The organism is Methylobacterium sp. J-090 (assembly GCF_022829345.1).
Classification (GTDB): Bacteria; Pseudomonadota; Alphaproteobacteria; order Rhizobiales; family Beijerinckiaceae; genus Methylobacterium.
Map to the genome: position 1 here is coordinate 24,404 of NZ_JAKSXV010000085.1, position 23,283 is coordinate 47,686.

Annotated in this window: 25 protein-coding genes and 1 tRNA gene; 12 read left to right on the forward strand and 14 right to left on the reverse strand. The window is 68.3% G+C overall.

Annotated features, from left to right (window positions below; all coding sequences use genetic code 11):
- Window positions 1-165 precede the first annotated feature (165 nt).
- Together MKK49_RS14370 and MKK49_RS14375 are read right to left on the reverse strand one after the other, a co-directional pair.
- Window positions 166-450, reverse strand: coding sequence for a hypothetical protein (locus MKK49_RS14370; RefSeq protein ID WP_244029532.1), 285 nt, complete (start codon window positions 448-450; stop codon window positions 166-168).
- Between the two features lie 166 nt (window positions 451-616).
- Window positions 617-985, reverse strand: coding sequence for a hypothetical protein (locus tag MKK49_RS14375; RefSeq protein ID WP_244029534.1), 369 nt, complete (start codon window positions 983-985; stop codon window positions 617-619).
- A gap of 218 nt (window positions 986-1,203) precedes the next feature.
- Here MKK49_RS14375 and MKK49_RS14380 point away from each other — a divergent pair, with 218 nt between their 5' ends.
- From MKK49_RS14380 to MKK49_RS14390, 3 genes are all read left to right on the forward strand, one after another.
- The gene (locus tag MKK49_RS14380; protein WP_244029536.1) at window positions 1,204-2,598 is read left to right on the forward strand and encodes a flagellar hook protein FlgE; all 1,395 of its coding nucleotides are present in this window, start codon (window positions 1,204-1,206) and stop codon (window positions 2,596-2,598) included.
- 187 nt (window positions 2,599-2,785) lie between these two features.
- The gene (flgK, locus tag MKK49_RS14385) at window positions 2,786-4,654 is read left to right on the forward strand and encodes a flagellar hook-associated protein FlgK (RefSeq protein ID WP_244029539.1); all 1,869 of its coding nucleotides are present in this window, start codon (window positions 2,786-2,788) and stop codon (window positions 4,652-4,654) included.
- Window positions 4,655-4,704: 50 nt separating this feature from the next.
- Complete coding sequence (locus MKK49_RS14390; protein WP_244029541.1) at window positions 4,705-6,735, forward strand: hypothetical protein; 2,031 nt, start codon at window positions 4,705-4,707, stop codon at window positions 6,733-6,735.
- A 107-nt stretch (window positions 6,736-6,842) separates the two neighbouring features.
- On the opposite strand, the gene MKK49_RS14395 is transcribed toward MKK49_RS14390, so the two are convergent.
- Window positions 6,843-6,933, reverse strand: a tRNA-Leu gene (locus MKK49_RS14395).
- Between the two features lie 96 nt (window positions 6,934-7,029).
- On the opposite strand from MKK49_RS14395, the gene MKK49_RS14400 reads away from it, so the two are divergent.
- Both MKK49_RS14400 and MKK49_RS14405 read left to right on the forward strand, forming a co-directional pair.
- A complete protein-coding gene (locus MKK49_RS14400; protein ID WP_244029543.1) occupies window positions 7,030-8,331 on the forward strand; it encodes a tyrosine-type recombinase/integrase in 1,302 nt (433 codons plus the stop codon).
- A complete protein-coding gene (locus tag MKK49_RS14405) occupies window positions 8,331-8,693 on the forward strand; it encodes a hypothetical protein (protein ID WP_244029545.1) in 363 nt (120 codons plus the stop codon). The genes MKK49_RS14400 and MKK49_RS14405 overlap by 1 nt, the downstream gene beginning before the upstream one ends.
- A 76-nt stretch (window positions 8,694-8,769) precedes the next feature.
- Here the strand turns inward: MKK49_RS14405 and MKK49_RS14410 are convergent, their stop codons facing one another.
- The 3 genes from MKK49_RS14410 to MKK49_RS14420 all read right to left on the reverse strand — a co-directional run bounded on the left by MKK49_RS14410 (window position 8,770) and on the right by MKK49_RS14420 (window position 10,296).
- The gene (locus tag MKK49_RS14410; protein WP_244029547.1) at window positions 8,770-9,141 is read right to left on the reverse strand and encodes a hypothetical protein; all 372 of its coding nucleotides are present in this window, start codon (window positions 9,139-9,141) and stop codon (window positions 8,770-8,772) included.
- Window positions 9,142-9,148: 7 nt separating this feature from the next.
- Entirely contained in the window at window positions 9,149-9,463 is a 315-nt protein-coding gene (locus MKK49_RS14415; RefSeq protein ID WP_244029549.1) for a thermonuclease family protein, read from the reverse strand.
- 101 nt (window positions 9,464-9,564) lie between these two features.
- Window positions 9,565-10,296, reverse strand: a complete 732-nt coding sequence (locus MKK49_RS14420; RefSeq protein ID WP_244029552.1) for a DUF3750 domain-containing protein — start codon at window positions 10,294-10,296, stop codon at window positions 9,565-9,567.
- A gap of 274 nt (window positions 10,297-10,570) precedes the next feature.
- On the opposite strand from MKK49_RS14420, the gene MKK49_RS14425 reads away from it, so the two are divergent.
- The 6 genes from MKK49_RS14425 (at window position 10,571) to MKK49_RS24525 (ending at window position 15,212) form a co-directional block, all read left to right on the forward strand.
- Entirely contained in the window at window positions 10,571-10,771 is a 201-nt protein-coding gene (locus MKK49_RS14425) for a hypothetical protein (protein ID WP_244029554.1), read from the forward strand.
- Window positions 10,768-11,673 carry an NmrA family NAD(P)-binding protein gene (locus MKK49_RS14430; RefSeq protein ID WP_244029556.1) on the forward strand — a complete coding sequence of 302 codons (906 nt, stop codon included), beginning with the start codon at window positions 10,768-10,770 and terminating at the stop codon, window positions 11,671-11,673. The genes MKK49_RS14425 and MKK49_RS14430 overlap by 4 nt, the downstream gene beginning before the upstream one ends.
- 218 nt (window positions 11,674-11,891) lie before the next feature.
- Window positions 11,892-13,160 carry an MFS transporter gene (locus MKK49_RS14435; protein WP_244029559.1) on the forward strand — a complete coding sequence of 423 codons (1,269 nt, stop codon included), beginning with the start codon at window positions 11,892-11,894 and terminating at the stop codon, window positions 13,158-13,160.
- 226 nt (window positions 13,161-13,386) lie between these two features.
- Window positions 13,387-13,914 (forward strand): HAD domain-containing protein, encoded by a 528-nt coding sequence (locus MKK49_RS14440; protein ID WP_244029561.1) that lies wholly within the window; start codon window positions 13,387-13,389, stop codon window positions 13,912-13,914.
- A gap of 252 nt (window positions 13,915-14,166) precedes the next feature.
- Window positions 14,167-14,901, forward strand: a complete 735-nt coding sequence (locus MKK49_RS14445; protein WP_244029563.1) for a hypothetical protein — start codon at window positions 14,167-14,169, stop codon at window positions 14,899-14,901.
- Window positions 14,902-15,080: 179 nt separating this feature from the next.
- Window positions 15,081-15,212, forward strand: a complete 132-nt coding sequence (locus tag MKK49_RS24525; protein WP_279595531.1) for a hypothetical protein — start codon at window positions 15,081-15,083, stop codon at window positions 15,210-15,212.
- Window positions 15,213-15,558: 346 nt separating this feature from the next.
- Here the strand turns inward: MKK49_RS24525 and MKK49_RS14450 are convergent, their stop codons facing one another.
- The 7 genes from MKK49_RS14450 to MKK49_RS14480 form a co-directional block, all read right to left on the reverse strand.
- Window positions 15,559-16,086 (reverse strand): cupin domain-containing protein, encoded by a 528-nt coding sequence (locus tag MKK49_RS14450; RefSeq protein WP_244029565.1) that lies wholly within the window; start codon window positions 16,084-16,086, stop codon window positions 15,559-15,561.
- Between the two features lie 25 nt (window positions 16,087-16,111).
- Window positions 16,112-17,047, reverse strand: coding sequence for an ABC transporter substrate-binding protein (locus tag MKK49_RS14455; RefSeq protein ID WP_244029567.1), 936 nt, complete (start codon window positions 17,045-17,047; stop codon window positions 16,112-16,114).
- The gene (locus MKK49_RS14460) at window positions 17,047-18,150 is read right to left on the reverse strand and encodes an LLM class flavin-dependent oxidoreductase (RefSeq protein WP_244029568.1); all 1,104 of its coding nucleotides are present in this window, start codon (window positions 18,148-18,150) and stop codon (window positions 17,047-17,049) included. The genes MKK49_RS14455 and MKK49_RS14460 overlap by 1 nt, the downstream gene beginning before the upstream one ends.
- Window positions 18,151-18,173: 23 nt before the next feature.
- Window positions 18,174-19,316 (reverse strand): acyl-CoA dehydrogenase family protein, encoded by a 1,143-nt coding sequence (locus MKK49_RS14465; protein WP_244029570.1) that lies wholly within the window; start codon window positions 19,314-19,316, stop codon window positions 18,174-18,176.
- A gap of 385 nt (window positions 19,317-19,701) precedes the next feature.
- Complete coding sequence (locus MKK49_RS14470; RefSeq protein WP_244029573.1) at window positions 19,702-20,994, reverse strand: Y-family DNA polymerase; 1,293 nt, start codon at window positions 20,992-20,994, stop codon at window positions 19,702-19,704.
- Window positions 20,991-21,446: a LexA family protein gene (locus MKK49_RS14475; RefSeq protein ID WP_409565077.1), complete on the reverse strand. Its 456-nt coding sequence runs from the start codon at window positions 21,444-21,446 to the stop codon at window positions 20,991-20,993. Before MKK49_RS14475 ends, MKK49_RS14470 begins: the two co-directional genes overlap by 4 nt.
- Entirely contained in the window at window positions 21,443-21,682 is a 240-nt protein-coding gene (locus MKK49_RS14480) for a hypothetical protein (protein ID WP_244029575.1), read from the reverse strand. The genes MKK49_RS14475 and MKK49_RS14480 overlap by 4 nt, the downstream gene beginning before the upstream one ends.
- 123 nt (window positions 21,683-21,805) lie before the next feature.
- Here MKK49_RS14480 and MKK49_RS14485 point away from each other — a divergent pair, with 123 nt between their 5' ends.
- Window positions 21,806-22,057 (forward strand): DUF6894 family protein, encoded by a 252-nt coding sequence (locus tag MKK49_RS14485; RefSeq protein WP_244029577.1) that lies wholly within the window; start codon window positions 21,806-21,808, stop codon window positions 22,055-22,057.
- A 371-nt stretch (window positions 22,058-22,428) separates the two neighbouring features.
- Here the strand turns inward: MKK49_RS14485 and MKK49_RS14490 are convergent, their stop codons facing one another.
- The gene (locus tag MKK49_RS14490; protein WP_244029579.1) at window positions 22,429-22,701 is read right to left on the reverse strand and encodes a hypothetical protein; all 273 of its coding nucleotides are present in this window, start codon (window positions 22,699-22,701) and stop codon (window positions 22,429-22,431) included.
- Between the last annotated feature and the right edge of the window lie 582 nt (window positions 22,702-23,283).

A 23,283-nucleotide genomic window follows, 5' to 3' on the forward strand; every position in this document is an offset into this window, starting at 1 on the left:
CCGCCGGGGGAGGCCGACGCTTAAAGGACAGGCATTTTTCATCCCCCGTCCGATGTCAAGGGAGCGACATGGACGCTGGGAGGGCAGCAGGCACCAGCGTGACAGACGAACAGGCGGCGATCGCCGCGACCGCGCCGTCGCCCGCCCTAACCTAGATCGAGCCTGTCAACGCGTCCCACGGTAGGGCGCGTGCGCGATGCACAACTCCGACGTGCGGCGATCATCCGATCGCCGGCTCATCGCGGGAGCGTCGTCAGGCTTCGGTAGAACCGGGGCGGAGGGCGGGGCGAGGTCCAGGCCGAGGAAGTAGCGCGCGAACCCGATCCGGGCCGCCTCCGCGTCGGGGAACGGACCAAGGGCGCCCAAGCCGCCGATTTCCTCGATGATCACGTAGAGACCATCGGCGCGTTGCTCGTGGCGCCAGTTCTCGTGAAACAGATCGCCCGCCATCGCCCCGAATCCTTCCGCCGTCTCATGACCTGCCGCCGATACGCAATCCTGATCGACCGGTTCCTGCCTCACCGAACCGGTCCGGACGCGCCGGACACGACGCGGCCGCCTGCATACAGGGCACCCGCATCGATGTCAGGGGCGCGCCGCATGACGCGGGCGGATGCTACTCGGGCAACGGGGGCGCCTCGGCCGGATCGTACATCGGATCGCGCGGCGGCGGTGCGGCCGGCTCCCGGGTCCGCCGCCGCGGTGCGGGGCCGGAGGTGCAATTGCTGCAGATGGAGGAAGTGGCACGCCGGACCCGGTCGTCGAAGGCCTTTTCGCGCACCTTGCGCTCGGCCTCGGCGCGGTCGCGCCGGGCTTGGCCTTCCTCCGGCGTCATCGACGGCGCATCCGACCGGGGCGCAGCGGGTCCGCCCACGTCGGGCCGGGGGGCCACCGGCCGTGGCTTGTAGGGACTCGGGTCGGGCTGCGCCACGGCGCCGAGGGAAAGACAGGTCAGGAGGCCCAAGGCCAGAACGACAGCACGCATTTCGGTAAACCTCACGCCGCCGCATCCCTATCATGCGGCGTCCCGCCCGTCCCCGCCGGCCCGGCACAAAGCGCCGACCGCGCGGCAGATCTTGCCGACATGCACCTTGCAAGGGACCGCAGGACTTTCCCCAAGTCATTGAAAAAACTTACAAATATCGGCGGCATGCGGATTGCTCGTCCAACGGCCAGCGTCACCCGCGGACCCCAAGGCCGATCATGGACATCTTCAGTGCGTTGCAGACGGCGGTGTCAGGCCTCCAGGCCCAGTCGTACTCGCTGAACAACATCTCGGGCAACATCGCCAACTCGCAGACCACCGGGTTCAAGCGGGTCGATACGAACTTCGTCGACATGATCGCCGAGCAGCCCTTGAACAAGCAGGTTTCCGGTTCCGTCGGTGCCTTCTCACGCCTGACCAACACCCTTCAGGGCGGCCTTATCTCGACCGGCATCGACACCAACATGGCGCTGAGCGGACAGGGATTCTTCACGGTCCAGACCAAGACCGGCGACGCGGCGGGTCAGGCGAGCTTCTCGTCGGCCCAGTACTATACCCGGCGTGGCGACTTCAAATCGGACAACCAGGGCTACCTCGTCAACGGGGCCGGCGGCTATCTCACGGGCCAGAGCCTCGATCCCCGGACCGGGCAGACCACCGGGACCGGCCCCATCAAGATCTCGACGGCGTCCCTGGCGGCGAAGCCCACCACCAGTATCGCTTACGCGGCGAACCTGCCGATGACGCCCTCGACGAAGAACGCCGTGGCGGGTAATGCCGATTCGACGCTTCTCAAGACCCTGCCTTCGGGCGCGTACACGCCGACCTTGACCAACGCGGCGACGCCCGCCCTCGGAACGGCGATCAAGGGGAGCGACGCGACGACCTTCATGAACGAGACGCTCTCGGGAGGATCGCTCACCGCCTATACCGAGACCGGCGCTCCCATGACTGTGCAGATGCGCTGGGCCAAGGTGCAGAACGCGGCCACGACCCCGACGGCGCAGAACGATGTCTGGAACCTATTCTACCTCGGCAATTCGAAGGCCGGCGGCACGGACGACGCTTGGCAGAATGTCGGTCAGGCCTTCACCTTCGAGGCGGGACAGCTCAAGGAGCCGACCGCGCCGGTGATCCCGGACCTTACCGTCGACGGGGTCAAGCTCAGCAATGTCGGCCTCAACATCGCCGCCGGCGGCCTGACCCAGTACGCCAACAGCGAGGGCACGGTGCGGACGGACACGGTGCAGCAGGACGGCTACGCCTCCGGCACCCTGACCTCGCTGGCGGTGACGAGCGACGGCAAGGTCACCGGCACCTATTCGAACGGCAACTCGGCGGCCCTCGCCCAGGTCGGCATCGTGCAGTTCAAGAACCCGGATGCGCTGAAGGGCAACACCAACGGCAACTACTCGCAGACCCTCGATTCGGGCGCACCGATCTCCGGCCTGAACGGATCGTCCGTGGTCGGCGGCGAGATCGAGCAGTCGAACACCGACGTGGCCGCCGAATTTTCGAAGATGATCGTCACCCAACAGGCCTACTCGGCCAACACCCGCGTGATGTCCACAGCGCAAACGATGATGAGCGACCTGATCAACATCATCCGATAATCTTCGATCCGGGTGTTAACCAACCAGCAACCATCCAGATCATTTCTTCGGGTACGCCAGTGAACAACCGCTTTTCCCGCCCCGATCTCGGGGCAGGGTGGCGGAAATGGCGCCCGATGCGAGTCGAACGCTCCCCCTACGGTCTCGCGGTCGCGAGGCCCCTGCGCGACGAGGAAGGCCTGTCCCGATGTCGCTGAATGCGATCAACACGGCCACGGCCGGTCTGCAGGCGGTGCAGGCGCAAATCGGCCTCGTTTCGCAGAACATCGCCAACGTCAACACCGTCGGCTACGTCAAGCGGGTCCAGTCACCCGTCAGCCAGAACGACGGGACGGGGGTCAATTCCGGTACGGTCTCGCGTATCCTGAACGCGACCTCGCAGAAGCAGCTGCGCCTGGAGACCTCGGGCGCGGCCTACACCAACACCGCCGCCAACGTGGCGACCCAGCTCGACGCCCTCTACGGGGTGCCCGGTTCCAGCACGTCGCTGGACGGGGTTCTCAACGGCTACACCCAGTCGCTCCAGGCCCTGGCCAACGACCCCTCGGTGAGCTCGGTGCGCGCCACCGTGGCGAGCAACGCCGCGACCCTGGCGGGCCGGATCGGCACCATCGCGGACGGCATCCAGACCCTGCGCACTGGGATGGAATCGCAGATCGCCGGCGACGTGAAGAGCGCCGGCTCCCTCCTCAAGTCCATCGCCCAGCTCAACGTGAAGATCGTGGCCGCCAACGGCCTCGGCGCCAGCCCCGACCTCCTCGACCAGCGCGATCAGGCCATCAACCAGCTCTCGCAGTACATGGACGTGCAGGCGAACGCGGTGGGCGACGGCTCGATCACGGTGATGACCCAGTCGGGCGTGACGCTGGTCGATCACGGCACGGCCGCGTCCCTCGGCTTCGACAGCCGCACGGTGCTCGGTCCCAGCAACCTTTATTCGGCGGATGCGGGCACAAGCGGGGTCGGCACCATCACGGCGACGACGCCCGGCGGCGCCCGGATCGACCTCATCGCCACGGGCGCCCTGCGGTCGGGCTCCCTCGCGGCGGCCGTGACCGCCCGCGACGACACCCTGGTCCAGGCGCAGCGCCAGCTCGACGAGCTGGCGGCGGGGCTGGCGCAGTCCACCACTGACAGGACGGTGAGCGCACCCGGCGGCACCGCCATCGACATCACGGGGCTCAAGGCCGGCAACCGCATCGCAATCACACTCGCGGGCGGCATTCAAGTCTCTCTGGTCGCCTCCGACACGGGAGCCGTGAGCTTCAAACCCGGCGATATCGACAGCACGTCCGCAACGGGTTTCAGCCTTCCGACACCCGCGCAGGTCCAAGCGAACACAACCGACGCCGCCCTTAGCCAAAGCATCACGACGGCGCTCCGTTCGAACACGAATCTGGGCAATGCCTACTCCGCCACCGTGTCGGGCGGAAAGCTCACGATCACCTATGCCGGCACGGCCACGGGAGCAGCGATCGCCCAGGTTGGCGCCACCATCACGGTTCCATCCAGCGCCAGCGACACGAAAAGCACGGCCAACAACGCCGAGATGGCGCTGTTCGTGGATTCGGGCCGGACCAACGGCCTCTACACGGGCAGCTTCGACGGCGGCTCGCAGCTGACGGGCTTCGCTCAGCGCATCGCCCTGAATCCCGCGATCAAGGCCGACACCAGTACTCTCGTCCTGTCGTCCCCCACGACGCAGTCCGGCGACGCGACGCGCCCGCAGCGCATCCTGGCCGGACTGACCACCAACACCCACACCTTCTCGGCCGCTTCCGGGATCGGCGGCGTGCGCGCGCCCTTCACCACCAGCGCGGCCGACTTCGCCCTGCGCATCATCGACGCCCAGGGCGCGAACGCGGCATCGAGCCAGAGCCTCGACGAGGGGCAGCAGATCGCCCTCGCGACGGCCCAGAGCCGCTTCTCCAGCGAATCCGGGGTCAAGATCGACGAGGAGATGGCCAACCTGATCCAGCTCCAGACCGCCTACGGCGCCAATGCGCGGGTGCTCACCGCCGCCCGCGACATGCTCGACACTCTCCTGCGGATCTGAGCCATGCCCGCGCCCGCCACCGTCCGCCCCTCGATCACGAGTTCGCGCCCATGACCATCACCCCCTTCGCGGCCGGCAGCTACAACACCACCCTGAACACGCAGCGCCTGCTCGCGACCAAGGACAAGCTCGACGGCCTGACCACCCAGCTCTCCACGGGCCGGGTGGCGGAGACCTATGGCGGACTGGGGGCATCCCGCACCACGAGCCTCAACGCGCACGCCCAGGTCGCCCGCCTCGACGGCTATGGCGCCAGCATCACCGGGGCCCTCAACCGCATCACCCTCGGATCGGCCAGCCTGCAGAACCTGTCGAAAGTGACCTCCACGACGGTGAGCACCATCGCCACGGGGTTGACCAACACGAGTTCGTCCGCGGCCCGCGACACCACCCGACAGACGGCGGTGGCTAACCTCGACCTGTTCGTCGACACCCTGAACCAGAACTACGCCGGGACCTACCTCTTCGGCGGACGGGCGACCGACACCGCGCCGGTGGCGTCCGCCGGTGCGATCCTCAACGGGGCCGGCGGCAAGTCCGGCCTCACTGCGCTGATCGCGGAGCGCAAGACCGCCGACGGGACCGCCGGGACGGGAAACCTCGACATCCCGGCCACCACCACGGCGACGGTGACGATCGCCGAAGGAGGGAGCGCAGCCGCCCGCGCGAATTTCGGGTTCACCCTCCAGGGCATCGACAGTTCCAATGAGGCGGCGATCAGCGAAAATCCGGTCGCGGCCGTCGCGCCGAAGGCGGCACTCAGTTTCGGCACGCAGCCGAAGGACGGCGATGTCGTGCGGCTCAGTGTCAACCAGACCGATGGAACTCAATCCTTCGTCGATTACACGGCGCGAACGGGCCCCCAGATCGGGCCCAACGAATTCCTGATCGGCCCGGACAGCGGTGCCAACCTCGAACTGGCACTCGGACGGAGCCAGATGACCGCTCCCGCGAGTCTCGCCGCGCAACCCGCCGACGGCGCATCGGTCCCAGTGACCATCGTGCAGCCCGATGGTACGGAAACCGTCGTGACCTACACGGCACGGACGGTCGCAACCGGCGCGGCCAACGAATTCGAGATCGGACAAGATACGGCCGGAAGTCTCGGCAACCTGACGAAGGCCGTCGGGACACGGGGGATCGCCGCCGCCCAGAGCCAATCCCCCCCGGGCGTGACCGTGGCCCTCTCGGGCGGTAACCCCGCCAGCAACGACCTGACGGTCAGCGCCGTCACGCCCCCCAAAGACGGCGATACCGTCACGGTCACCCTCGGCCTGCGGGATGGCACCACGACGACGCTCACGCTGACGGCGAAGACCGTCGCGGACAGCAAGGATCCGTCCGTCTTCGCCATCGGCGCCTCTCCGGAGGCGACGGCAGCGAACCTCCAGAAGGCGCTTTCCGACACGGTGAAGACCAGTGCCGGGACGACGCTGGCGGGATCGTCTGCCGTCCTGGCCTCCAAGGATTTCTTCGCGGGCTCGAAGTCGGCCGCGTTCGCCCCGCGCCGGGTCGACACGGCCACCGGCGGCTTCTCCACGAATCCATCCGGCAAGACCGTGATCTGGTACACGGGCGACGAGAGCCTCGCCGATCCGCGCGGCACGGCGACTGTCCAGGTCAGCAGCGGCCAATCCATCGGCATCGGCGCCCAGGCCAACGAGGCGGGCATCCGCAACGCGCTGTCGGGTATCGCCGCCCTGGCGAGCGAGAGTTTCGCCAGCACCAAGGATCCGAACGACACGACCCTTTCGGCCGCGGACCGGGCCTCGGCAGTGAACGAGCGCAGCCGCTACACCGCCTTGACAGATCGTGTCCGTAACGTTCTTACCCCGAAACAAGACGATCAGGGCATCGCCTCGGTCGCAACCGAACTCAGCCTGGCCGCGGCGCAAATCACGAACGCCAAGGCACAGAACGGCGCCACCCGCGCCCAGCTCCAGAACACCCTCGACGGGACCGATTCGATTTCCACAGAGGAAGTCGCAGCCAAGCTCCTGGCTGTCCAGAACCAGTTGCAGGCAAGCTATCAGGTGACGTCGATGCTCTCGAAGCTCACCCTGGTGAATTACATGTCTTGATCGAGATTCGTGAGATCAGACAACGTGTCCTGTCGACGGACATCTCGGCGTCGCACGCATTGCAATGAAGCGATGGACATCCGCGTGGTCGCTGAATTCACCGAAACTGGCGCGCCCTACGGGAATTGAACCCGTGTTTTCGCCGTGAAAGGGCGAGTTATGAGGGTAATTGACCCTACCTGATACCGCTTGAAACGCCATAATCGTCAATGACTTGCCTCATATGAGCTCATTGCGGATCATCTTGTTTCATGGCATCGTTGTCAACGAATTCGACAACGAAAAGGACTGCCGATGGCCCGCCGAGCCAGCGCGTTCAAGAGCCGGAGCAGCCGGGCAGAACTGCCAGCATCCGACGCGCCGGAATGGGAGTTGATCGGGCCGGGCATCCGGCTCGGCTACCGCCGCGGTCGCGGCACGAGAGGGCAGGGCGGTTCGTGGCTCGCGGCATCGCGAACGTCTCAGGGCAAGCGCGTTCAAACACAGCTCGGCCGCGCCGACGACCTTGTGGCGGCCAATGGTTCGAAGATCCTGACCCTCGAGCAGGCTAAGGACGCGGCGAGGGCATGGGTGAAGTCGTTGCACGACGCCCCGGAAGCACAGCCGGCCCTCACGGTCAGCGAGGCGCTCGACCGCTATCTTGAGGCGCGCACGGCCGAGGGCATGAAGGCGGTATACGATGCGAAGTCCCGCGCTCGCGTGCATATCAGGCCAAAGCTCGGCTCGGCGCTGGTGAGCGAGCTGACGCTGGATAAGCTCCGGCGCTGGCGCGACGCCATGGTGCATGCGCCGAAGCGCTTGAGGACGGGCAAGTTCGCCACGAAGGTCAACACCCGTGAGGTGGACACCACCGACCCGGAGGCGCTGCGCCGCCGGCGCGACACGGCCAATAGGACTCTCACGCTGCTGAAGGCCGCGCTGAATTGGGCCTATCAGCACCAACTCGTCGAAAGCGATCGGGCCTGGCGCTTGCTGAAGCCCTTCCGCGATACCGGCGCGGCGCGCGTCCGATTCCTCGACGCTTCCGAGCAGCAGCGGCTCCTGAACACGACGGAGGGCGAGCTCCGGGACCTTGTTGCTGCGGCGCTGATGACGGGCGCCCGCTTCGGCGAGCTCGCACGGCTGACGGTCCGAGACTACGACCGGGCCAACGGCACAATTTTCGTCGAGAAGAGTAAGAACGGCCGCGCGCGGCATATCCCCCTGAATGCCGGAGGAACTGGGCTGTTTGATCGCCTGACCGCCGGCCGCGCCCCGATGGCGCCGCTACTGACGCGAGAGAACGGCGAGGCGTGGAAGCCCGCCCAATACCAACGCGGCTTCAAGGAGGCGCTCGCGCGAGCGAAGCTGGAAAGCATCACGCTTCACGAACTCCGCCACTCCTACGCGAGCTCAATGGTCCGCAACGGCGCGCCGCTGATCGTCGTCGCCGAGGCACTCGGCCATTCCGGAACTCGGATGGCCGAGAAGCACTACGCACACCTGGCACCGTCGTATGTCGCCGACACGATTCGTCGGACCGCGCCCGACTTGCTGCTTCCGCAGGCCGGACCGACGCGGTTTGGCCTACCCGTACCGACCCGGGCGACTGCGTGATGCATAAGCTGCACGTCGTTTCGGCGTTCTGCGCCGGCCTCGTCCTGTCGGCGCCCGCGCAGGCGGAAGACGGCAACGCCGCCGGCTATGGGCTGCTGAGTTGCTCTGCAGCCAACGAGCGGTTCGTGCAACCGGTCTTCCGGACGGCCTTTCTTGGCTGGGCAATGGGTTTCATGAGTGGGGCCAACATGGCGATGATGAGCACCGTCAGGAGCTATCGCGACCTGTCCAACCTCAACGCCGATTTCGTGATCGGATCCCTGCGCTCGTTTTGCGCGGAAAACGATGCGGCGACGGTGATGCACGGCGTCGAGCAGTTCTACGGCAGCCGGCCAGTGCGGAAGTGGTCACCGCCGCCGTGACAGCCTGCCTAGATGGCAACTATGAAGCTAAGCGCACGGCGCGATCCGACGAAGTGCCGCGTCGGCCCCTTCCGGCTTACCCGCGCGGCGACCGCCAGCCAGCCGTCTTCGCCTCGTCCTCCGAGCAGAACATGCGCTCGCCGGACTTCTCGCTGATCCGGGTCCGCTCGTAATCGCGGGTCCCGGGTACGTGGTAGATCTTGTCGCCCTTGGCGCTGATGTTGCCCTTGATAGCGCACCCGCCGGCGGCCGGAGCCGGGATCGGACCGTCCGGGCCACCGGGAGCTGCGAACCCCATGCCCTTGGCGCGCTCGCCTTCGCGCCAGTCGGACGGCGTCGTGAACGCGCCGGCCCAGATCCCGCGCTTGGCCGCCTTCGCTGCGGTCTCAGCTGCGACGTAGTCGGTGGAGTAGCGCCGGTAGGCGATCGCAAGGCCCTGGGTGACCATTCGGCGTTCAGTTCCTCGCTGCCTTCCGGCACACGGCGACGGTCCGGCCATAGCGGTCGGTGTCGCGCGGTTCGCACGAGATCGGGGATTCGCCGATGCGGTCGGACAGGGCCAGCGCCGCGGCCTGGCCGCAGCGGTAGTCCTTGCCGGCGGCGTCCTGGCAGGTCTGGGCGCTCTCCGGGGCGTCGATGCCGTGCAGGCGGATGCGGGTGTCCCGGATCACCACCGTATCACCGTCGGTGACGCTGGCGCGGCCCACAATGGGCTCGGCGGCGAGGCTACCGGTGGCGCCCGCGGCGATGACGAGAACGGTGACCGCCACTAAACGCGCCGGGGACATACAAACGGCCTCTCGTATTTCGGCGCAGTTCGCCGCGGCTGTGACAATGACGGGGACGGCGGCCCTTCCCAAACCGGGACCAGTCAGATCCCGACGCGACCGAGGCCGGGCAGCTTCAAGCCGGGATGGCGGACATCCACGCCCGCCACCGCGCCAAGGATGTTGACCTCGAGACCTTCGACCCATCCGACCGTCAGGCCGAGATAGCCCCCGAGGTTGATCCGAAAGCCGGTGCCCGACGGCGTCGCGCCGATCCAGCGGCCGTCATAGGGGAAGTCCTTGCCGATGGCCGTGGCCGGCAGGCTCGCCCGCATCTCGGGCACCGCGCCCATCACGGCGGCCACGAAGGTGTTGGAGTTCGGCCCCGGCCAGATCTGGTAGTCGCCGATCCGGGCGTAGCGGTAGCCCGCGATGGTGGCGCGGATGCGTGGCAGCATCCGCTCCGCATCGGCCCCGTCGGCTGCGAAGATCACCTCCGGCGCACTGCCGAACCAGCGCCCGTCTGGCACGAACCGGTCGATCCAGATCGGCATGCCCCAGGCCGTGTAGTCGAACCGCTGATAGGCGCGGTCGCCCGCCCCCTTCACGACGATCCAGCTGTGGCTGGCGACGATGCCGCGCCAACTCACGGTCCGGGCCGAGAACACCCGCACCACGGCCTCGGGATTTCGGCTGGCGGGCGGCAGCAGGCCCGCGCTTGACCGGTCGGCAGAACGCCAGTCGGCGATCTCGTTGCGGAAATAGTAGCGGCCGGCAGACACGGCGATCGGCGCGAGGAACACGACGACGAAGACGAGAAAGACGATGCGGAGCACGGGGGTCTCATGCGGACGAGGCGGGGTGGAATTGATCTAAGATGCCCCGCCGGCCACGGTCAGGGCCGTGCGACTTCATCACGCCTTCGCTGACCCGGAGCCGACACGCCTGCTGGTGGCGGCGCGGAGAGCTTCTTGCGCCAGCCGGGCGCAATGAGCAGCCGGTCGAGGCTGGCGACGACCTAGGGCCTCTGCAGCTCTGCGAAGCGGTTGATGAAATCGACAGGGTCGGTGGCGTGGAACGCGTGATGTTCGGCTTGTCGATCGCTCGCCCATGATCGCCGCGGCGATGCGGGGCATGCTGCAGACGTCGCCCGAGGCCAAAGTCTCCTTCACGGAACCGAACGGTCCCGTCCAGTTTGGGCATGTGACTCTGAAAAGGCGCCCAATGACGTCGATAAGCTTGCAAATGACGATGCCCACCCATGCTTGGGCGACGCGCTCGAAGCGCGACACCGGCGAGGTGACGGCGTGACCGACGGAGCCGGCCGGACCGTCGCATTGGTGGGGGCGACGGGCGATCTGGGCGGTCGCATGCTGGCGGCCCTGGCCCGGCGCCGGGTCGCCGTCCGTGTGCTGATCCGCGCCGGCACGCCCCCCGTCGATCGGGATGTCCTGCGAGCCCGCGGCGCGACGCCCCTGCCCGTCGATTTCGACGACGTGGCCGCGCTCGCGCGAGCGCTTTCCGGCACGGAGTGCGTCATCTCGGTCCTGAACGGGCTGGCGCCGACCCTGCTCGACCTGCAGGGACGGGTGCTCGACGCCGCAGTGGTGGCGGGGGTACCGCGGTTCATCCCCTCGGACTTCTCCCTCGATTTCACCCGGACCCGACCGGGCGACAACCGGAACATGGACCTTCGCCGCACCTTCATGACCCGCGTCGATGCTGCGCCGATCCAGACCACCTCGATCCTCAATGGGGCCTTCGCCGATCTCCTGACCGGGGAGGCACCGATCGTCCTGCGCAAAATTCGTCGCATCCTCTACTGGGGCGACGCGGATCAGGTGTTCGACTTCACCAGCAAGGACGACGTCGCGGATTACACGGCCGACGCAGCGTTGGATCGCGCCGCGCCCCGCTTCCTGCGCATCGCGGGCGACGAGGTCAGTCCGCGTGGCTTGGCCGCCTTGATGACGCGCCTCGACCACCGGGAATGGAAGCCGTTGCGCGCGGGTGGGATCGGTCGCTTGAGCGCCCTGATCGGCACCGTGCGGGCGCTGTCGCCCAGGAGCGACGCGCCGTTCCCGGCCTGGCAGGGGATGCAGTACCTCCGCGACATGTCGAGCGGGCGCGGCAAGCTCTCCCCGCTCGACAACGACCGCTACGGCAAAACCGACTGGACGCGTGCCGACGCCGTCCTGGCCGCCATCGTCTGAACTGCAAACGCCGGACTTCCCCTGCGGTCGGACCGAAGGCGGTCGTCGCGGTGGACGAGACGGGTATGGTCCGTGAGGTCATTCGGGACCCAGGCCCACGGTGACGGCGCTCCCGGCCTGCGGCGTGGTGAGGCGTGTCGGCCCCGTCGGTTGCTGGCAGCGGCCGGAGGGGATTGTTCTCCCAGGGCCGCGACGGGACGTGACCGAGGATCGAATCCATGGGGCGAAGGCCGCCGAGTCTCACGTCGCCAAGCTGGCGGTACGCCCTCTTCACGCTCCTATACCTCTACCAGGGTGTCGTGGCGGGCTTCGCCCTGACGGCGTTGACCAACCATTTCGCCGCCGCCGGTGCCTCCACGGCGGAGATCGGCCGCCACCTCGCCATCATCGGCTTGCCGTGGGTGCTGCAGCCGCTGCTCTGGGGGCCGGTGATTGATCGCGCGACACCCTCCTGCATGGGACCCCGTCGCTATTGGCTCGTCCTCGCCCTAGCCGGCGCGCAGGTCTGTCTCGCCGGCCTGCTCCTGCTCGGCACGACCCCGAGCCTGACGGCCGTCAGCGCCGTGCTGTTTCTGCACAGCCTGGCCGCCTCCCTCGCCGACACCGCGACCGACCGCATGATCGCCGCCAGCGTGCCGGCTGACGAACTGGGACGCACCAGTGCCGGAACGCGGGCTGGGTTCGTGATCGGCAGCGCGGCCGGGACCGCGATCTTCGCCTGGCTCCTGGCGGCGAAAGGCCTGCCGGTGGCGGCCGGATTGCTGCTCATCCTGACGACGCCGCTCGCCCTGGCACCAGTCCTCGTGCGCGAAACGCCCGACGACCGGTTCTTCTCCTTCCATAGGGAAGTTCGGTCGGGCGGCCCGGGGCATGTGTCGGAAGCGGTTTCGTTCGCGCGCGGGCTCTTCGCCGCGTTCCGAACGCGCGAAGCGGCAATCCTCCTGACCCTGTGCTTTGCCATCGATTTCGGGCTGGCGCTGTTCCAGGTGCCCTTCGCCGTCGCGCTGGTGCAGGTCCATGGCTGGGATGCGGGCGATCTCTCGCGCCTTCAGGCCGGTCTTGCGCTCCTGAGCGGGACCCTCGGCGCGGCGGGCCTCGGCGCCGCTGTCGACCGCATCGGACCGCACCGGGCCCTCCGCGCCCTTCTCGTCGCTTGCGCGGTGGCGTTCGCGATCGCGGGATCGCTGATCGGGGCCGGGTTGGAGGCGACGACGGGTCCCGTCATCCTCGGTCTGGCGAGCGTGGTGCCGGCCCTGCTCTACGTCGCCCTGTTGCCGACCGTGCTGCTGGCGAGCCGGGCGGGACGTGCATCGGCGACCCAGTTCCAGGTCTATATGGCGGCGATGAACCTCGGCGACGTCGTCGGCTCTGCGCTGGCCGGCGCGCTCGCCGCTCTTGTGCCACCGACGCTCCTCGCCCTCGGTGTCGCAGGCGTGTTCCTGGTCTGCGCGCGTGCCGCACCGAAGTTCGACCATCGACCGGATTGACGGGCGGATCGGCGCGTCCGCCGGTCTGGCGTCCGCTCCGACATGGACGCTGGCGGCTCGCGGTGCCGCCCTCTCGCTCTATCGCTCTCTTGCCCTCCCGGCGTGATGCCCCGGGGGCCCAAGCCGGTTCGACCGTGGGACGAAGCGCGCGCTGGACGGCCGAGGCATCGCGCGGTAGCCGTGCGCCGGTTGATGCAGGATCGCTGCACGGGACGGGGTCGGCCTCTTGAACGAACATCGAGGCGCCGGACGGCCCACGATCTACCTCGACGTCGACGGGGTCGTGACCACCGTCGGGTTTCAGCGCCGGGCGGGCAGGGACAGGCTCGACCCGGTCCAGGTCGCCCGCGTCGCCGCCCTGGTGCGAGAGTTCGACGCGCGGGTGGTGGTGTCGTCGACGTGGCGCATCGCCGATTGCCGGCCGACCCTCGTCGAAGCCGGCCTGCCCGAGACCTGCTTCCATGCCGACTGGCACACGGCCATCCTGCCGACGAGTCGGGATGCCGCGACGGGCGCAATGCTCCCCGCCGAACGCGCGCGGCGCGGTGACGAGATCACCGAGCACGCGACCCGGAACGGCATCACGGACTACCTCGTCCTCGACGACGTCGAGGTTGGCCCCCGTCATGCGGGCCGGCACGTTCGCCCCGATGCGGAACGCGGGCTCAGCGAGGAGGACGGACACTTGGCCCGAGATCTTCTGGCCCGAGATCTTTTGGCGCGAAATCTCCCGGTGCAAACGCAGGTGGCCTGACGGACCCTGCGTCAGGACAGCGCAGGCGGCCCGTCCGGCGGTTCAGGCTTCCCTAACGCTTGAACTTTCCGGGGCCACGGGTCATTGCATGACGATGGTGTGACGGTCGCGTCGCACTGCTCCCGACATCGACACGGTCATCCTGACCTTCGCCGGACCCTCCCGTCCGGCCTGTCTCCGTGGCGCCGCATCCGTGCGGCTCACGGGAGTGCGTCGCGTCGGGTCGTCGATCGGCAGGAAGGAGTGACTGCGATGCTGGGATTCATGAATCGGGACAGAAGCGCCAGTCCCTCGCTCGCCGCCCTGGGCATCGTCGAACGGTCGGCGGCCAAGGCCTACGATGCTCTGATCGCCGCTGGCTGGGCCGAGATCGGTTACGGTTATCACGGCACCGTCCATGCCCACCCGGACCGCCCGGACCTCGTCGTGCGCCTCGCGCGCAAGGCCGATGGCTTCGGCGACTACGCGGCCCTTCTCAGGAAGGGGTTCGCGGGCTCCAACGGGCCGCATGCCCCGCGGGTCCACGACCTCTGCGTCAGCCGCTGCGGTGCGCTGATGACGGTCGGCACCCGCCTCACCAATCCGGGCCCCGAGTGCTGGTGGCTGGCCTACGCTCATGCGGTCCTGGCGGACCATCCCGGCGTCGCGATGGACGAGGGCGTCCGCGACCGGTTCAGGGCGGAATGGCCCGCGCACGAGCCTAGGCTCGATCATCCGAGCTTCGACGGCATCCGCGAGGATTTCAGGGCCGCGTGGCCCGGTTACGAGGCCTTCGTCGCGACCCTCCGGGCCGCGTCGCCGCGGGCGCTCGACCCAAACATCGGGAACGTGCTCGTCGGCCTGGACGGCAGTCCCGTGGTCAACGACCCGCTCTGCGACGACGGGTTCGGCCTCTGGCGCTCCCCGCTTTCGCGCTTGATGACGCGCCTGACCGCGGCGCTGCGTCGTCTGGTGGGCGAAGCACCGGGAGCCCCGGCGGCCGCCTGATCCGCGCGGACAGCATCCTCCGCAAGGGGAGGCAGACTGACGGAACCCAGGTTTCGCGCGACAGCTTGACAGGCTTGGCATTCGGCCCGGCGGAGACGTCGAGACGCCGTTCCGCGCGGCAGTTCGCGGGCGAGCAGCATACGGTCCTCGTCCACCGTGTTGCGGACGCGGCCAAAGCGATGGACGCCTACCGCACGGCCCTGTTCGAGCGCGCGATCGGCCGGCCTGAAGTCCGGCTATTCGAGGCCCTGGAGCCCCAGGGCGGATGTCGCGCCAAGGGCGATCCGAGCCAACCCGCAGCGTCCCAATGAAACCTGCAACCGTTCGGTACGGGATTTCGAGGCGTGCCGACAGAGCGAGAGCTGCGTCGGTCCGGCTAAAGCCGTCCGGAGCACGAGTGTCGCGGGCCCGCGATGCATCCCTTCGCGGGCGGCAGCCACCAGACCTGCTGAAGAATCAGGGATGCTCGCCGAAACGCGCCCCGATCGCCATCGCCGACACTCGGCCTCTTCGGACCCTACCGTTGGTTTTCGCCCCTGGGAATTACATGATCGGTCCGGGTCGAGCAGGGAACATAAACTCCGCCCGACCCTGGCGGGCCGGTTCTCACCCGATGCCCGGCCAATCGGTTCGGGGGACGATGCCGTCGACTCGTCGTCACGGGTGCTTGTGGATCGGATCGACCCAGTGGACGGTCTCCGGCCGCTCGACGGGATCGACATCGGAAATGTTGACCACCACCGCCTCGTTGTCGGAGCGCACCAGCACGCATTGCAGCGGCTCGTCGGGGGAGGCGTTGATCTCCTGGTGCGGCACGTAGGGCGGTACGAAGATGAAGTCGCCGGGGCCGGCCTCGGCGACGTATTCAAGGCGGTCGCCCCAGCGCATCCGGGCGCGGCCCGAGAGCACGAAGATCACGCTCTCCAGGGCGCCGTGATGGTGCACGCCGGTCTTGGCGTCGGGGGCGATAGCCACGGTGCCGGCCCAGATCTTCTGCGCGCCGACGCGGGCATGGTTGATCGCCGCCTGCCGGAACATGCCAGGCGTCTGCGCCGTGTTCGCATCGAGCTTGTCACCGGGGATCACCCGGATGCCGTCGTGCTTCCAGCGCGCGGTGTCGGCCTGCGAGGCGGACGCCGCGTGCGGATGATCGTGGCCGGAATCGTCGTGGGTCTCGTCGTGCATCGTCGCAATCCTGTTCGCCGGTCGATCATCGCACGGCGGCGGCCTGGGGAAACCCGGTGTCGAAGATCGCCTCGGCCCTCGGTGCCCGCGCCTTCGGGATCAGCCCGGCGCGCACGTAGAGGTCGATGTTGGCCTGCTCGTCGGCGATGACCGCCCCGTCGATGGGCACGGTGCGGTACTGCGCCCGGCCGAACCAGCGCAGGGGCACGGACTCGGGCAGGCCGATGAGCTTCGACCAGACGGCGGCATAGGGGGCAGGGTCGGCGAGGGCCCAGGTCCGCGCCCGCGTGAGGCGTTCGCCGAAATCCGCCAGCACGGCGCGCTTATCCCTAAGCGCCGCAGCGCTCGCCACGGCGAAGGTGAGGCCCGGGGTGATGCCGTTGCCGTCGCGCACCACGCGGGCGATGCCTGCGAGTTCGGCCGTGGAGGTGTAGGGCTCCCAGGTCGCCCACGCATCGACGCTGCCCGACGCGAGGGCGATCTTGGCGTCGGCGGGGGGCAGGAAGCTCAAGGTCACGGCGTCGGCGGGCAGCCCCGCCTCTTCCAGGGCGGCCAGCACCACCTGATGGCCAATGGAGCCGCGATTCGTGGCGATGCGCTTACCCTTGAGGTCGTGCACCGTGCGCAGCGGCGAGTCCTTCGCCGCCAGGATGGCGAGGCCGTCCTGGCGGTTGCGGAAGGCAAGGAAGGCCTTCACCGGCACGCCGGCGGCGGCCGCGAAGGTGAAGGGCGCGTCGCCCACGCCGCCGACATCGATGGCGCCAGCGTTCAGGGCCTCCAGTAGGGGGGCGGCGGCCGGAAACTCGCTCCAGGCGAGTGTGTAGGGCAGGCCGTCGAGGACGCCGGCGGCCTCCATCAGAGCGCGGGCGTTGCCGCGTTGATCGCCGACCCGAAGGACCTCCTGCGCCCAGGCGGGGACGAGGGCAGCCAGGAGCGCGAGCCCCACGAGAAGGGCGCGCATCAAGCGGCCTCCACCGTGGCGGTGCGGCGGGCGAGCTGGCTGCGGAACGCCGGCAGCAAGTCGCGGCCGTACCGGACTGCGTCCTCTAGGGGGTCGAAGCCCCGGATCAGAAAGGTACTCACGCCGAGGTCGTGATAGTCGAGCAACGCTTCGGTGACCTGATCCGGGGTTCCGACGAGGGCGGTTGAGTTGCCGGCCGCCCCGGTTTCGGCGGCGATGGCGGTGTAGAGGCGCCGGTCGAGGCGCGTCCCGCTTGCCGCCGCCGCGAGTAGGCGCCGAGCACCCTCGTTCTGCGGCGGTGCCGCGGGGCCGAGCCCTTGAGCCGACCGCACGGCGCGGGTCCGGGCCAGGATCGCCTCGGCCCGGTCCCAGGCCTCCGCCTCCGTGTCGGCGAGGATCGGCCGGAACGACAGGCTGAAGCGGGGTTGGCGCCCGTGGGAGGCGGCCGCCGCGCGGACGCGGGCGATGAGATCGCGCACCTGCGCGAGCGTCTCGCCCCACAGGGCGTAGGTGTCGGCGTGGCGCCCGGCCACGTCGAGGGCCGCCGGCGACGCGCCGCCGAAATAGACGGGGATGCCGCCGGCCCGCATGGGCTTCACCTCGGAGAAGCCCTGCGCGACCCGGTAGTGCGCACCGACGTAGTCGAACGGCGTCTCGGCGGTCCAGGCGAGGCGGGCGATGTCGAGGAATTCGCGGGTCCGGGCGTAGCGTTCGTCCTTGGTGAGATGGTCGCCGTCGCGGGCGAGATCGCGGTCGTCGCCGCCGCTGATGGCGTGGAGGGCGATGCGCCCGCCCGTGAGCCGGTCGAGGGTCGCGAATTGCCGGGCGGCCACCGTGGGCGCGGTGAAGCCCGTGCGGTGGGCGATCATCAGGCCGATCCGCTCCGTCACGGCCGCAATCCGGGCGGCCAGCAGAAGGGGGTCGGGGGCGGTGGAATAGGCCGCGACAAGGATGCGGTCGAAGCCGCCAGCCTCGTGGGCCTGCGCCAGTCGATCGAGGTAGTCGGGATCGATGGCCGTCCCCTGCGGCGGATGGATCTCGGACGTGAGGCGCGGGGCGGCAAAGCCGATGAACTCGACGGCCTCGTGCGGCAGGTGGCTCATGGAATACTCCTGGGATCGCAGAATCAGAGGCCGAGGGCGGCACGGCCGGCGCCGGCGCGCACGGAATCGCCCTGCGGCCAGTGGATGCGTCCGCACAGCACGTCGCGCAGGTGGCGTTCGAGGGGATTGGCGCGTGACAGGCCGGGATTGCCGGAGAGTTCGACGGCGCGCTGGACGAGACCGATGGCGTTCTCGGTGACGGTGACCTTCAGGAAGCCCGTCTCCCGCGCGTCCGGCACCGCGCCGGCATCCACCTCCGCCGCGAGACCGGCGATGAGCCGTGCGTTGACGCAGAGCAGGCGCTCGTTCTCGCCGATTCCCTCCTGGAACCGGGCGAGGGAGGCCAGCGGCGCCCCGAGGCTGCCGGGCCTGCGCTCGACGACGAAGCGGACGAGCCAAGCCTGCGCCGCCCGCGCGACCCCGTCGTAGAGGGCGGCCAGAAGCGTGCAGCTCCAGGCCTGCTGCAGGGCATCGGGTGCACGCCATGCCTCCAACACCCGCAGGTCGACGGCGTGGTCCGCCGGGACGGCGACGCCCTCGAACAGCACATCGTGGCTGCCGCTGGCGCGCAGGCCGAGGTGGTCCCAGGTCTCGACGATGCGCACGCCCGGTGCCTCCATGGGCACGAGGACGTTGCCGACCCTCGGCTCGGCCTCATCGGTCCGGACGAAGACGAGTCCGTAGGCGAGCGCCGGAGACCCGGTGGAGTAGATCTTCCGCCCGTCGATCCGCCAGCCCGTCGCCGTGCTCCGGGCGGTGGTCTCCGGCAGGCCGCCGCGGGCCGGGGTGCCGAGTTCCGGCTCGACCCGCAGCGCGTTGATGAGGGCGCCGCCCTCGACGGCGGCGCGCCCCACCGCATCGGCTATGGCCCGGGGCCAGACCGGGTTCGTGTGGATCAGGCCGTGCTGGAGCAGGTGCATGGCGAGCACGAGGGTTGTCGCCGGATCCCCCTCCGCGAGGGTGCGCACGATCTCGGCAGCGCGACCGAGGCCGACACCGCCGCCGCCGAGGCGGCGCGGGACCGTTACGCCGAGGAGGCCGGCCTCCCGCAGGGCGGCGATGTTCTCGTGGGCGAAGCTGCCTGCATGGTCATGGCCGGCCGCACGGCCGGAAAAATCGCGGGCCAGCGCGGACACGCTCGCTGTCGGGGCGACGGTAGCGTTCATCCGAGGCGTCTGTCCAATACAGCGGGTTCGACGTCCGGGATCGAGGAAAGTCGTCGAGGCCTATGCAGGGTCATTCCACGCCGTGACTAAGTCAACGAAACCGAATTCTGAATTCGAATGGCCACGGGGATGGATATGCTTCTGGTTCGTGGCATAAGCGCAGAACCCTCCCTCGAAACCGTCGAGGGCACTCCTTCACCCCCTTGTCGGGCCGCTGGATGCTCTTGGGCCCATGCGAGGACTGGGCCTATGCGAGGACGCGTTTTTTCAAATCCCCGCGGCGCGCTGTGGCGCCCCGGGCCAGGACGCTTCGCAGCCGGGATCGGCGAAAACGTCCGGCTCCAGCCCTTTTGCATTCGCAGGATACCCACCGGGTTGGCCGACTTCAGGTGTGCGCCGTTGGCAACTCAGCCACCTGAGTTGTGTAGCGAGGCGAGCGCATCTCGAACTTCGTCGACCACGTCCGCTTCTCCGTGAGCCCCGCGCGCGCCGGCACCACCGACCCCCGTCCGAACCGGCCGTTGCACGCGTCCATCGCTGCCATCAGCGGGTCGCTGCGCTCGCGATCCAGCCGTCCGATCAGAGCGCGAGGCGCGGCCACCAGGGGCATCAGGTCCGTGGTGATGACGCCGGCCTTGCTGTAGCGCCAAGGGCGGTCGCCCGGCGCCTCGCGCCACGTCTTGGCGACGCCGAGCTGCGCGGCCTGGATCAGCACGAGCGAATCGTTCGTCGCCTCGGGCAGCGTCACGGTGGTGGAGACCGAGCGCATCGGGTCTCCGCGGTCGTGGGTGGAGGTATGGTAGAAGACCGTGAGCTGATCGGTGCCGAGGCCCTCACGCCGGAGCTTCTCGCCGAGGCGCGTCGCGTGCGCCGCCACCCCCTGCTCGACCGTGCCGCGATCCTCAACCCGTCGAGAGAACGAGCGCGTCACAGCGCAGCCCTTGCGCTGGGCGGGCACCAGTTCGAGTGGCAGGCACGACAAACCGCGCAGCTCGTGGATGATGCGCTCGCCCACCACGGTCATCGCCTTGCGGACGGGGCGCGGATCGAGGTCGCGCAGGTCCGCCACCGTGTCGACGCCCATGGCTTCGATCTTGGCTGCCGATGCCCGGCCGATGCCCCAGACCTCGGCCGCCGCGATCCGGCAGAGCCAATGGTCGTAGGCCGCCGGGTCGGTCAGGTCGCAGACGCCGTCGAGGGCTGGCTGCGTCTTGGAGATGTGGTTGGCGAGCTTCGCCAGGGTCTTCGTCGCGCCGATGCCGATGCAGGTCGGGATGCCGGTCCAAGTGCGTACCGTGGCGCGCAGGTCCCGGGCGAGCTCGATGCGCAGGTCCGGGTGCACGTCCGACAGGTCGAGGAACGATTCATCGATGCTATAGATCTCCACCCGCGGGGAGAAGTCCCGGTAGACCGCGTTCGTGCGCGCGCTCATGTCGCCGTAGAGGGTGTAGTTCGAAGAGAACACCCGCACGCCGTCGCGCCGGCACTGCTCGCGGATCTTGAAGAACGGGTCGCCCATCTTGATCCCGAGCGCCTTGGCCTCGGCCGTGCGGGCGATGGCGCAGCCGTCGTTGTTCGACAGCACGATCACCGGCACCCGGGCAAGCTTCGGGTCGAACACCCGCTCGCACGAGCAGTAGAAGCTGTTGCCGTCGATGAGCGCGATGGCGCGACTCATCGGACGAGGCCGGCCCGGGCGATGTGCCAGCGGATCGAGAAGCGGACTACGCCCCAGATCTCGCCCTCGGCCGCCTCTTGGACGGCGAAGGCCGGAAGGTCCGGGTTCTCAAACGCCAGGCGCGCGACGTTGCCCTCGATGCGTAGGCGCTTGATCGACATCTCGCCGTCGATCGCGGCCACGACCACGCTGCCGTTGCCCGGCTTCAGGCTGCGATCCACCACTGCGAGGTCGCGATCGAAGATCCCGGCGCCCCGCATGGAATCGCCCGAGATGTTCCAGGCGAACGTCGCCGGTGGGTTTGGTGCGAGCCAGCGCGGCAGTTCCAGCGCGCCTTCGAGGAAGTCGTCGGCCGGTGACGGGAAGCCGGCGCAGAGCGCCTGTCCCATGATCGGGATGCGGACGGCATCCGCGCTGCCGGGGATCAGCTCATCGACGGCATAAGGGCTCACGAAAAGGTGCTCGCCCGCGCCATGGACGCGGTACCGCGGACGTAGCCCCGCGAGATCAGCCGGTCCCGCTGCATCGTCCGGCGCTCGGCCTCCGCGAGGTCGGCCAGCGCATCCTCGACCGCCCGCACCAGCGCGGTCCAGGCATCGCCCCGGGCCGCCCGGTGATACGCGAGCGCGATTCTCTCGGCTTCGGTGAGACGGATCTCGACAGGCGGCTCGTGGGGATGGGCGTGCATCTCGCGTCCGGCTCCTGTTAGAACATATCAGGAACAAACCGCATCTCGGCCCGTGGTTCAATCGATACGGCCAAGCCAGGAAACGTGCCGGTGGACGCCTGTGGAGCGCGGGGTAGAAGGCCAATGCCGACGCGGCTTTACCGCTTCCACTGCACGGATGGGCACGATCTGGTGGTCGATCTGCGCGGGCGGCGCGTTCCGACCGTAGCGCTGATGCGTCTTCACGCGGAGCAGGTTGCCCTCGACCTCATGGCCCGGGGCGCGCGGATCGATTGGTCGGCCTGGCACGTCGAGGTCTACGACGAGAAGGGCCGAGCGGTGCTGGCGAAGGCCTTCACCGACGTTCGGTATGACCGTCGCGCTGGCCGGGACTGATGGGCGGCGGCCGGCCGACGCTGCGGCCTCCGTCCTTATGAGACATGCATAGACGCCGCCGTTGACGCGTGCGTGAGTGCCTTCGTGCAACCGGAGGCCGTGATGCCCGACCCACAACACCTGAAGGATCTGGACGTCGCGACCCGGGAACGCCTGGGCTAACTCACGCTGGCGCTCGCCGAGGACGTGTTCGCGCTCGGCGATCCCTACCTCGACGCGGTCATGCGGGATCTGATGCGTAGGATCGGGCGGGTGATCACCTGGAACCTCGAAAACCCTTAGAGGGGCGGCGGGCGCTGCATAAGTGTTATTTCGAACGAAAAACCCGCCGCGGCTGGAGCCGGGCGGGTCAAGTGGATTGCGCTGCGGCGCTATCGGCCACCGCCGCCCGCGCTGCTGTTCGGTACGGCCTGCTCGGGGCGGCCCGCGTTGCCACCAGCCGCCGAGTTAGATGTCGCCGTATCGGCGCCAGTGGTACCCCGTGAGATCGTACGGTTTCGACGGCCGCCGGTATTGTTCGTCGTGGTGACCAGTCCGGCACCGCGCTTTTTGTAGCGAGGACGGGCGTCGGCGTCGGTGCTTGTCTGCGGCAGCGCGAGCGCGGCCAGGACAAGGGCGCAGGTGGAAAGTGTCAGGGTTCTCATGGATGCTCCTACGGCTTGGTTGAGAACGCCGGACCGCGCCAGAATTTCCATCAGTCTGATTGGCGCCCAATAGGCAACGAAAAACCCGCCTCGGATTGCTCCGGGCGGGTAAAGGTGGAGTCTTGGGAGAGACATGAAGCGCAGATAGGGGAGCACCCCGTCGCTCAGGACTCATCTATTTTATTTGTACCAATGATATATCATCATATGACGGATTGGATTTATTTATAGCCAGATTAAGCATCCGGCCCATAATACCGCAAACGGGGCAAGGGCAAGCAAGGCAACTTCCAAAATTGACCAATCAATATCTACTGGGTTAATTCTTGCCCCCGAAACAATAAGCTTGAATTTTTTGACCGACTTTTGAAGTGCCATGAGATTGCGCCGATTCAGAAATTGGAAATCTCACTGTTCAGTGATTCATGATGTGTCGCATGAATGTAATTACCCACCCCCGTAATCTCGGGGTTCAGGCGCCGACGGTTTTGAGGATGGTGCCGAAGGAGCTGCTGCCTGTGAGGCGCGCGGTATCGACGACGGTGCGGATGGCAGCTTCGCCCTCGGCGGCCCACATCGCGC

What these genes read in the sequence shown, in the direction of transcription:
- MKK49_RS14410 (WP_244029547.1), bottom strand. Translation starts at nt 9,141, where the DNA reads ATGGTCACCCAGGGCCTTGCGATCGCCTACCGGCGCTACTCCACCGAC.
- MKK49_RS14460 (WP_244029568.1), bottom strand. Translation starts at nt 18,150, where the DNA reads ATGAGCCACCTGCCGCACGAGGCCGTCGAGTTCATCGGCTTTGCCGCC.
- MKK49_RS14390 (WP_244029541.1), top strand. Translation starts at nt 4,705, where the DNA reads ATGACCATCACCCCCTTCGCGGCCGGCAGCTACAACACCACCCTGAAC.
- MKK49_RS14405 (WP_244029545.1), top strand. Translation starts at nt 8,331, where the DNA reads ATGCATAAGCTGCACGTCGTTTCGGCGTTCTGCGCCGGCCTCGTCCTG.
- MKK49_RS14470 (WP_244029573.1), bottom strand. Translation starts at nt 20,994, where the DNA reads ATGAGTCGCGCCATCGCGCTCATCGACGGCAACAGCTTCTACTGCTCG.
- MKK49_RS14490 (WP_244029579.1), bottom strand. Translation starts at nt 22,701, where the DNA reads ATGAGAACCCTGACACTTTCCACCTGCGCCCTTGTCCTGGCCGCGCTC.
- MKK49_RS14445 (WP_244029563.1), top strand. Translation starts at nt 14,167, where the DNA reads ATGCTGGGATTCATGAATCGGGACAGAAGCGCCAGTCCCTCGCTCGCC.
- MKK49_RS14465 (WP_244029570.1), bottom strand. Translation starts at nt 19,316, where the DNA reads ATGAACGCTACCGTCGCCCCGACAGCGAGCGTGTCCGCGCTGGCCCGC.
- MKK49_RS14400 (WP_244029543.1), top strand. Translation starts at nt 7,030, where the DNA reads ATGGCCCGCCGAGCCAGCGCGTTCAAGAGCCGGAGCAGCCGGGCAGAA.
- MKK49_RS14485 (WP_244029577.1), top strand. Translation starts at nt 21,806, where the DNA reads ATGCCGACGCGGCTTTACCGCTTCCACTGCACGGATGGGCACGATCTG.
- MKK49_RS14455 (WP_244029567.1), bottom strand. Translation starts at nt 17,047, where the DNA reads ATGCGCGCCCTTCTCGTGGGGCTCGCGCTCCTGGCTGCCCTCGTCCCC.
- MKK49_RS14435 (WP_244029559.1), top strand. Translation starts at nt 11,892, where the DNA reads ATGGGGCGAAGGCCGCCGAGTCTCACGTCGCCAAGCTGGCGGTACGCC.
- MKK49_RS24525 (WP_279595531.1), top strand. Translation starts at nt 15,081, where the DNA reads ATGGACGCCTACCGCACGGCCCTGTTCGAGCGCGCGATCGGCCGGCCT.
- MKK49_RS14480 (WP_244029575.1), bottom strand. Translation starts at nt 21,682, where the DNA reads ATGCACGCCCATCCCCACGAGCCGCCTGTCGAGATCCGTCTCACCGAA.
- MKK49_RS14450 (WP_244029565.1), bottom strand. Translation starts at nt 16,086, where the DNA reads ATGCACGACGAGACCCACGACGATTCCGGCCACGATCATCCGCACGCG.
- MKK49_RS14370 (WP_244029532.1), bottom strand. Translation starts at nt 450, where the DNA reads ATGGCGGGCGATCTGTTTCACGAGAACTGGCGCCACGAGCAACGCGCC.
- MKK49_RS14375 (WP_244029534.1), bottom strand. Translation starts at nt 985, where the DNA reads ATGCGTGCTGTCGTTCTGGCCTTGGGCCTCCTGACCTGTCTTTCCCTC.
- MKK49_RS14425 (WP_244029554.1), top strand. Translation starts at nt 10,571, where the DNA reads ATGATCGCCGCGGCGATGCGGGGCATGCTGCAGACGTCGCCCGAGGCC.
- flgK (WP_244029539.1), top strand. Translation starts at nt 2,786, where the DNA reads ATGTCGCTGAATGCGATCAACACGGCCACGGCCGGTCTGCAGGCGGTG.
- MKK49_RS14380 (WP_244029536.1), top strand. Translation starts at nt 1,204, where the DNA reads ATGGACATCTTCAGTGCGTTGCAGACGGCGGTGTCAGGCCTCCAGGCC.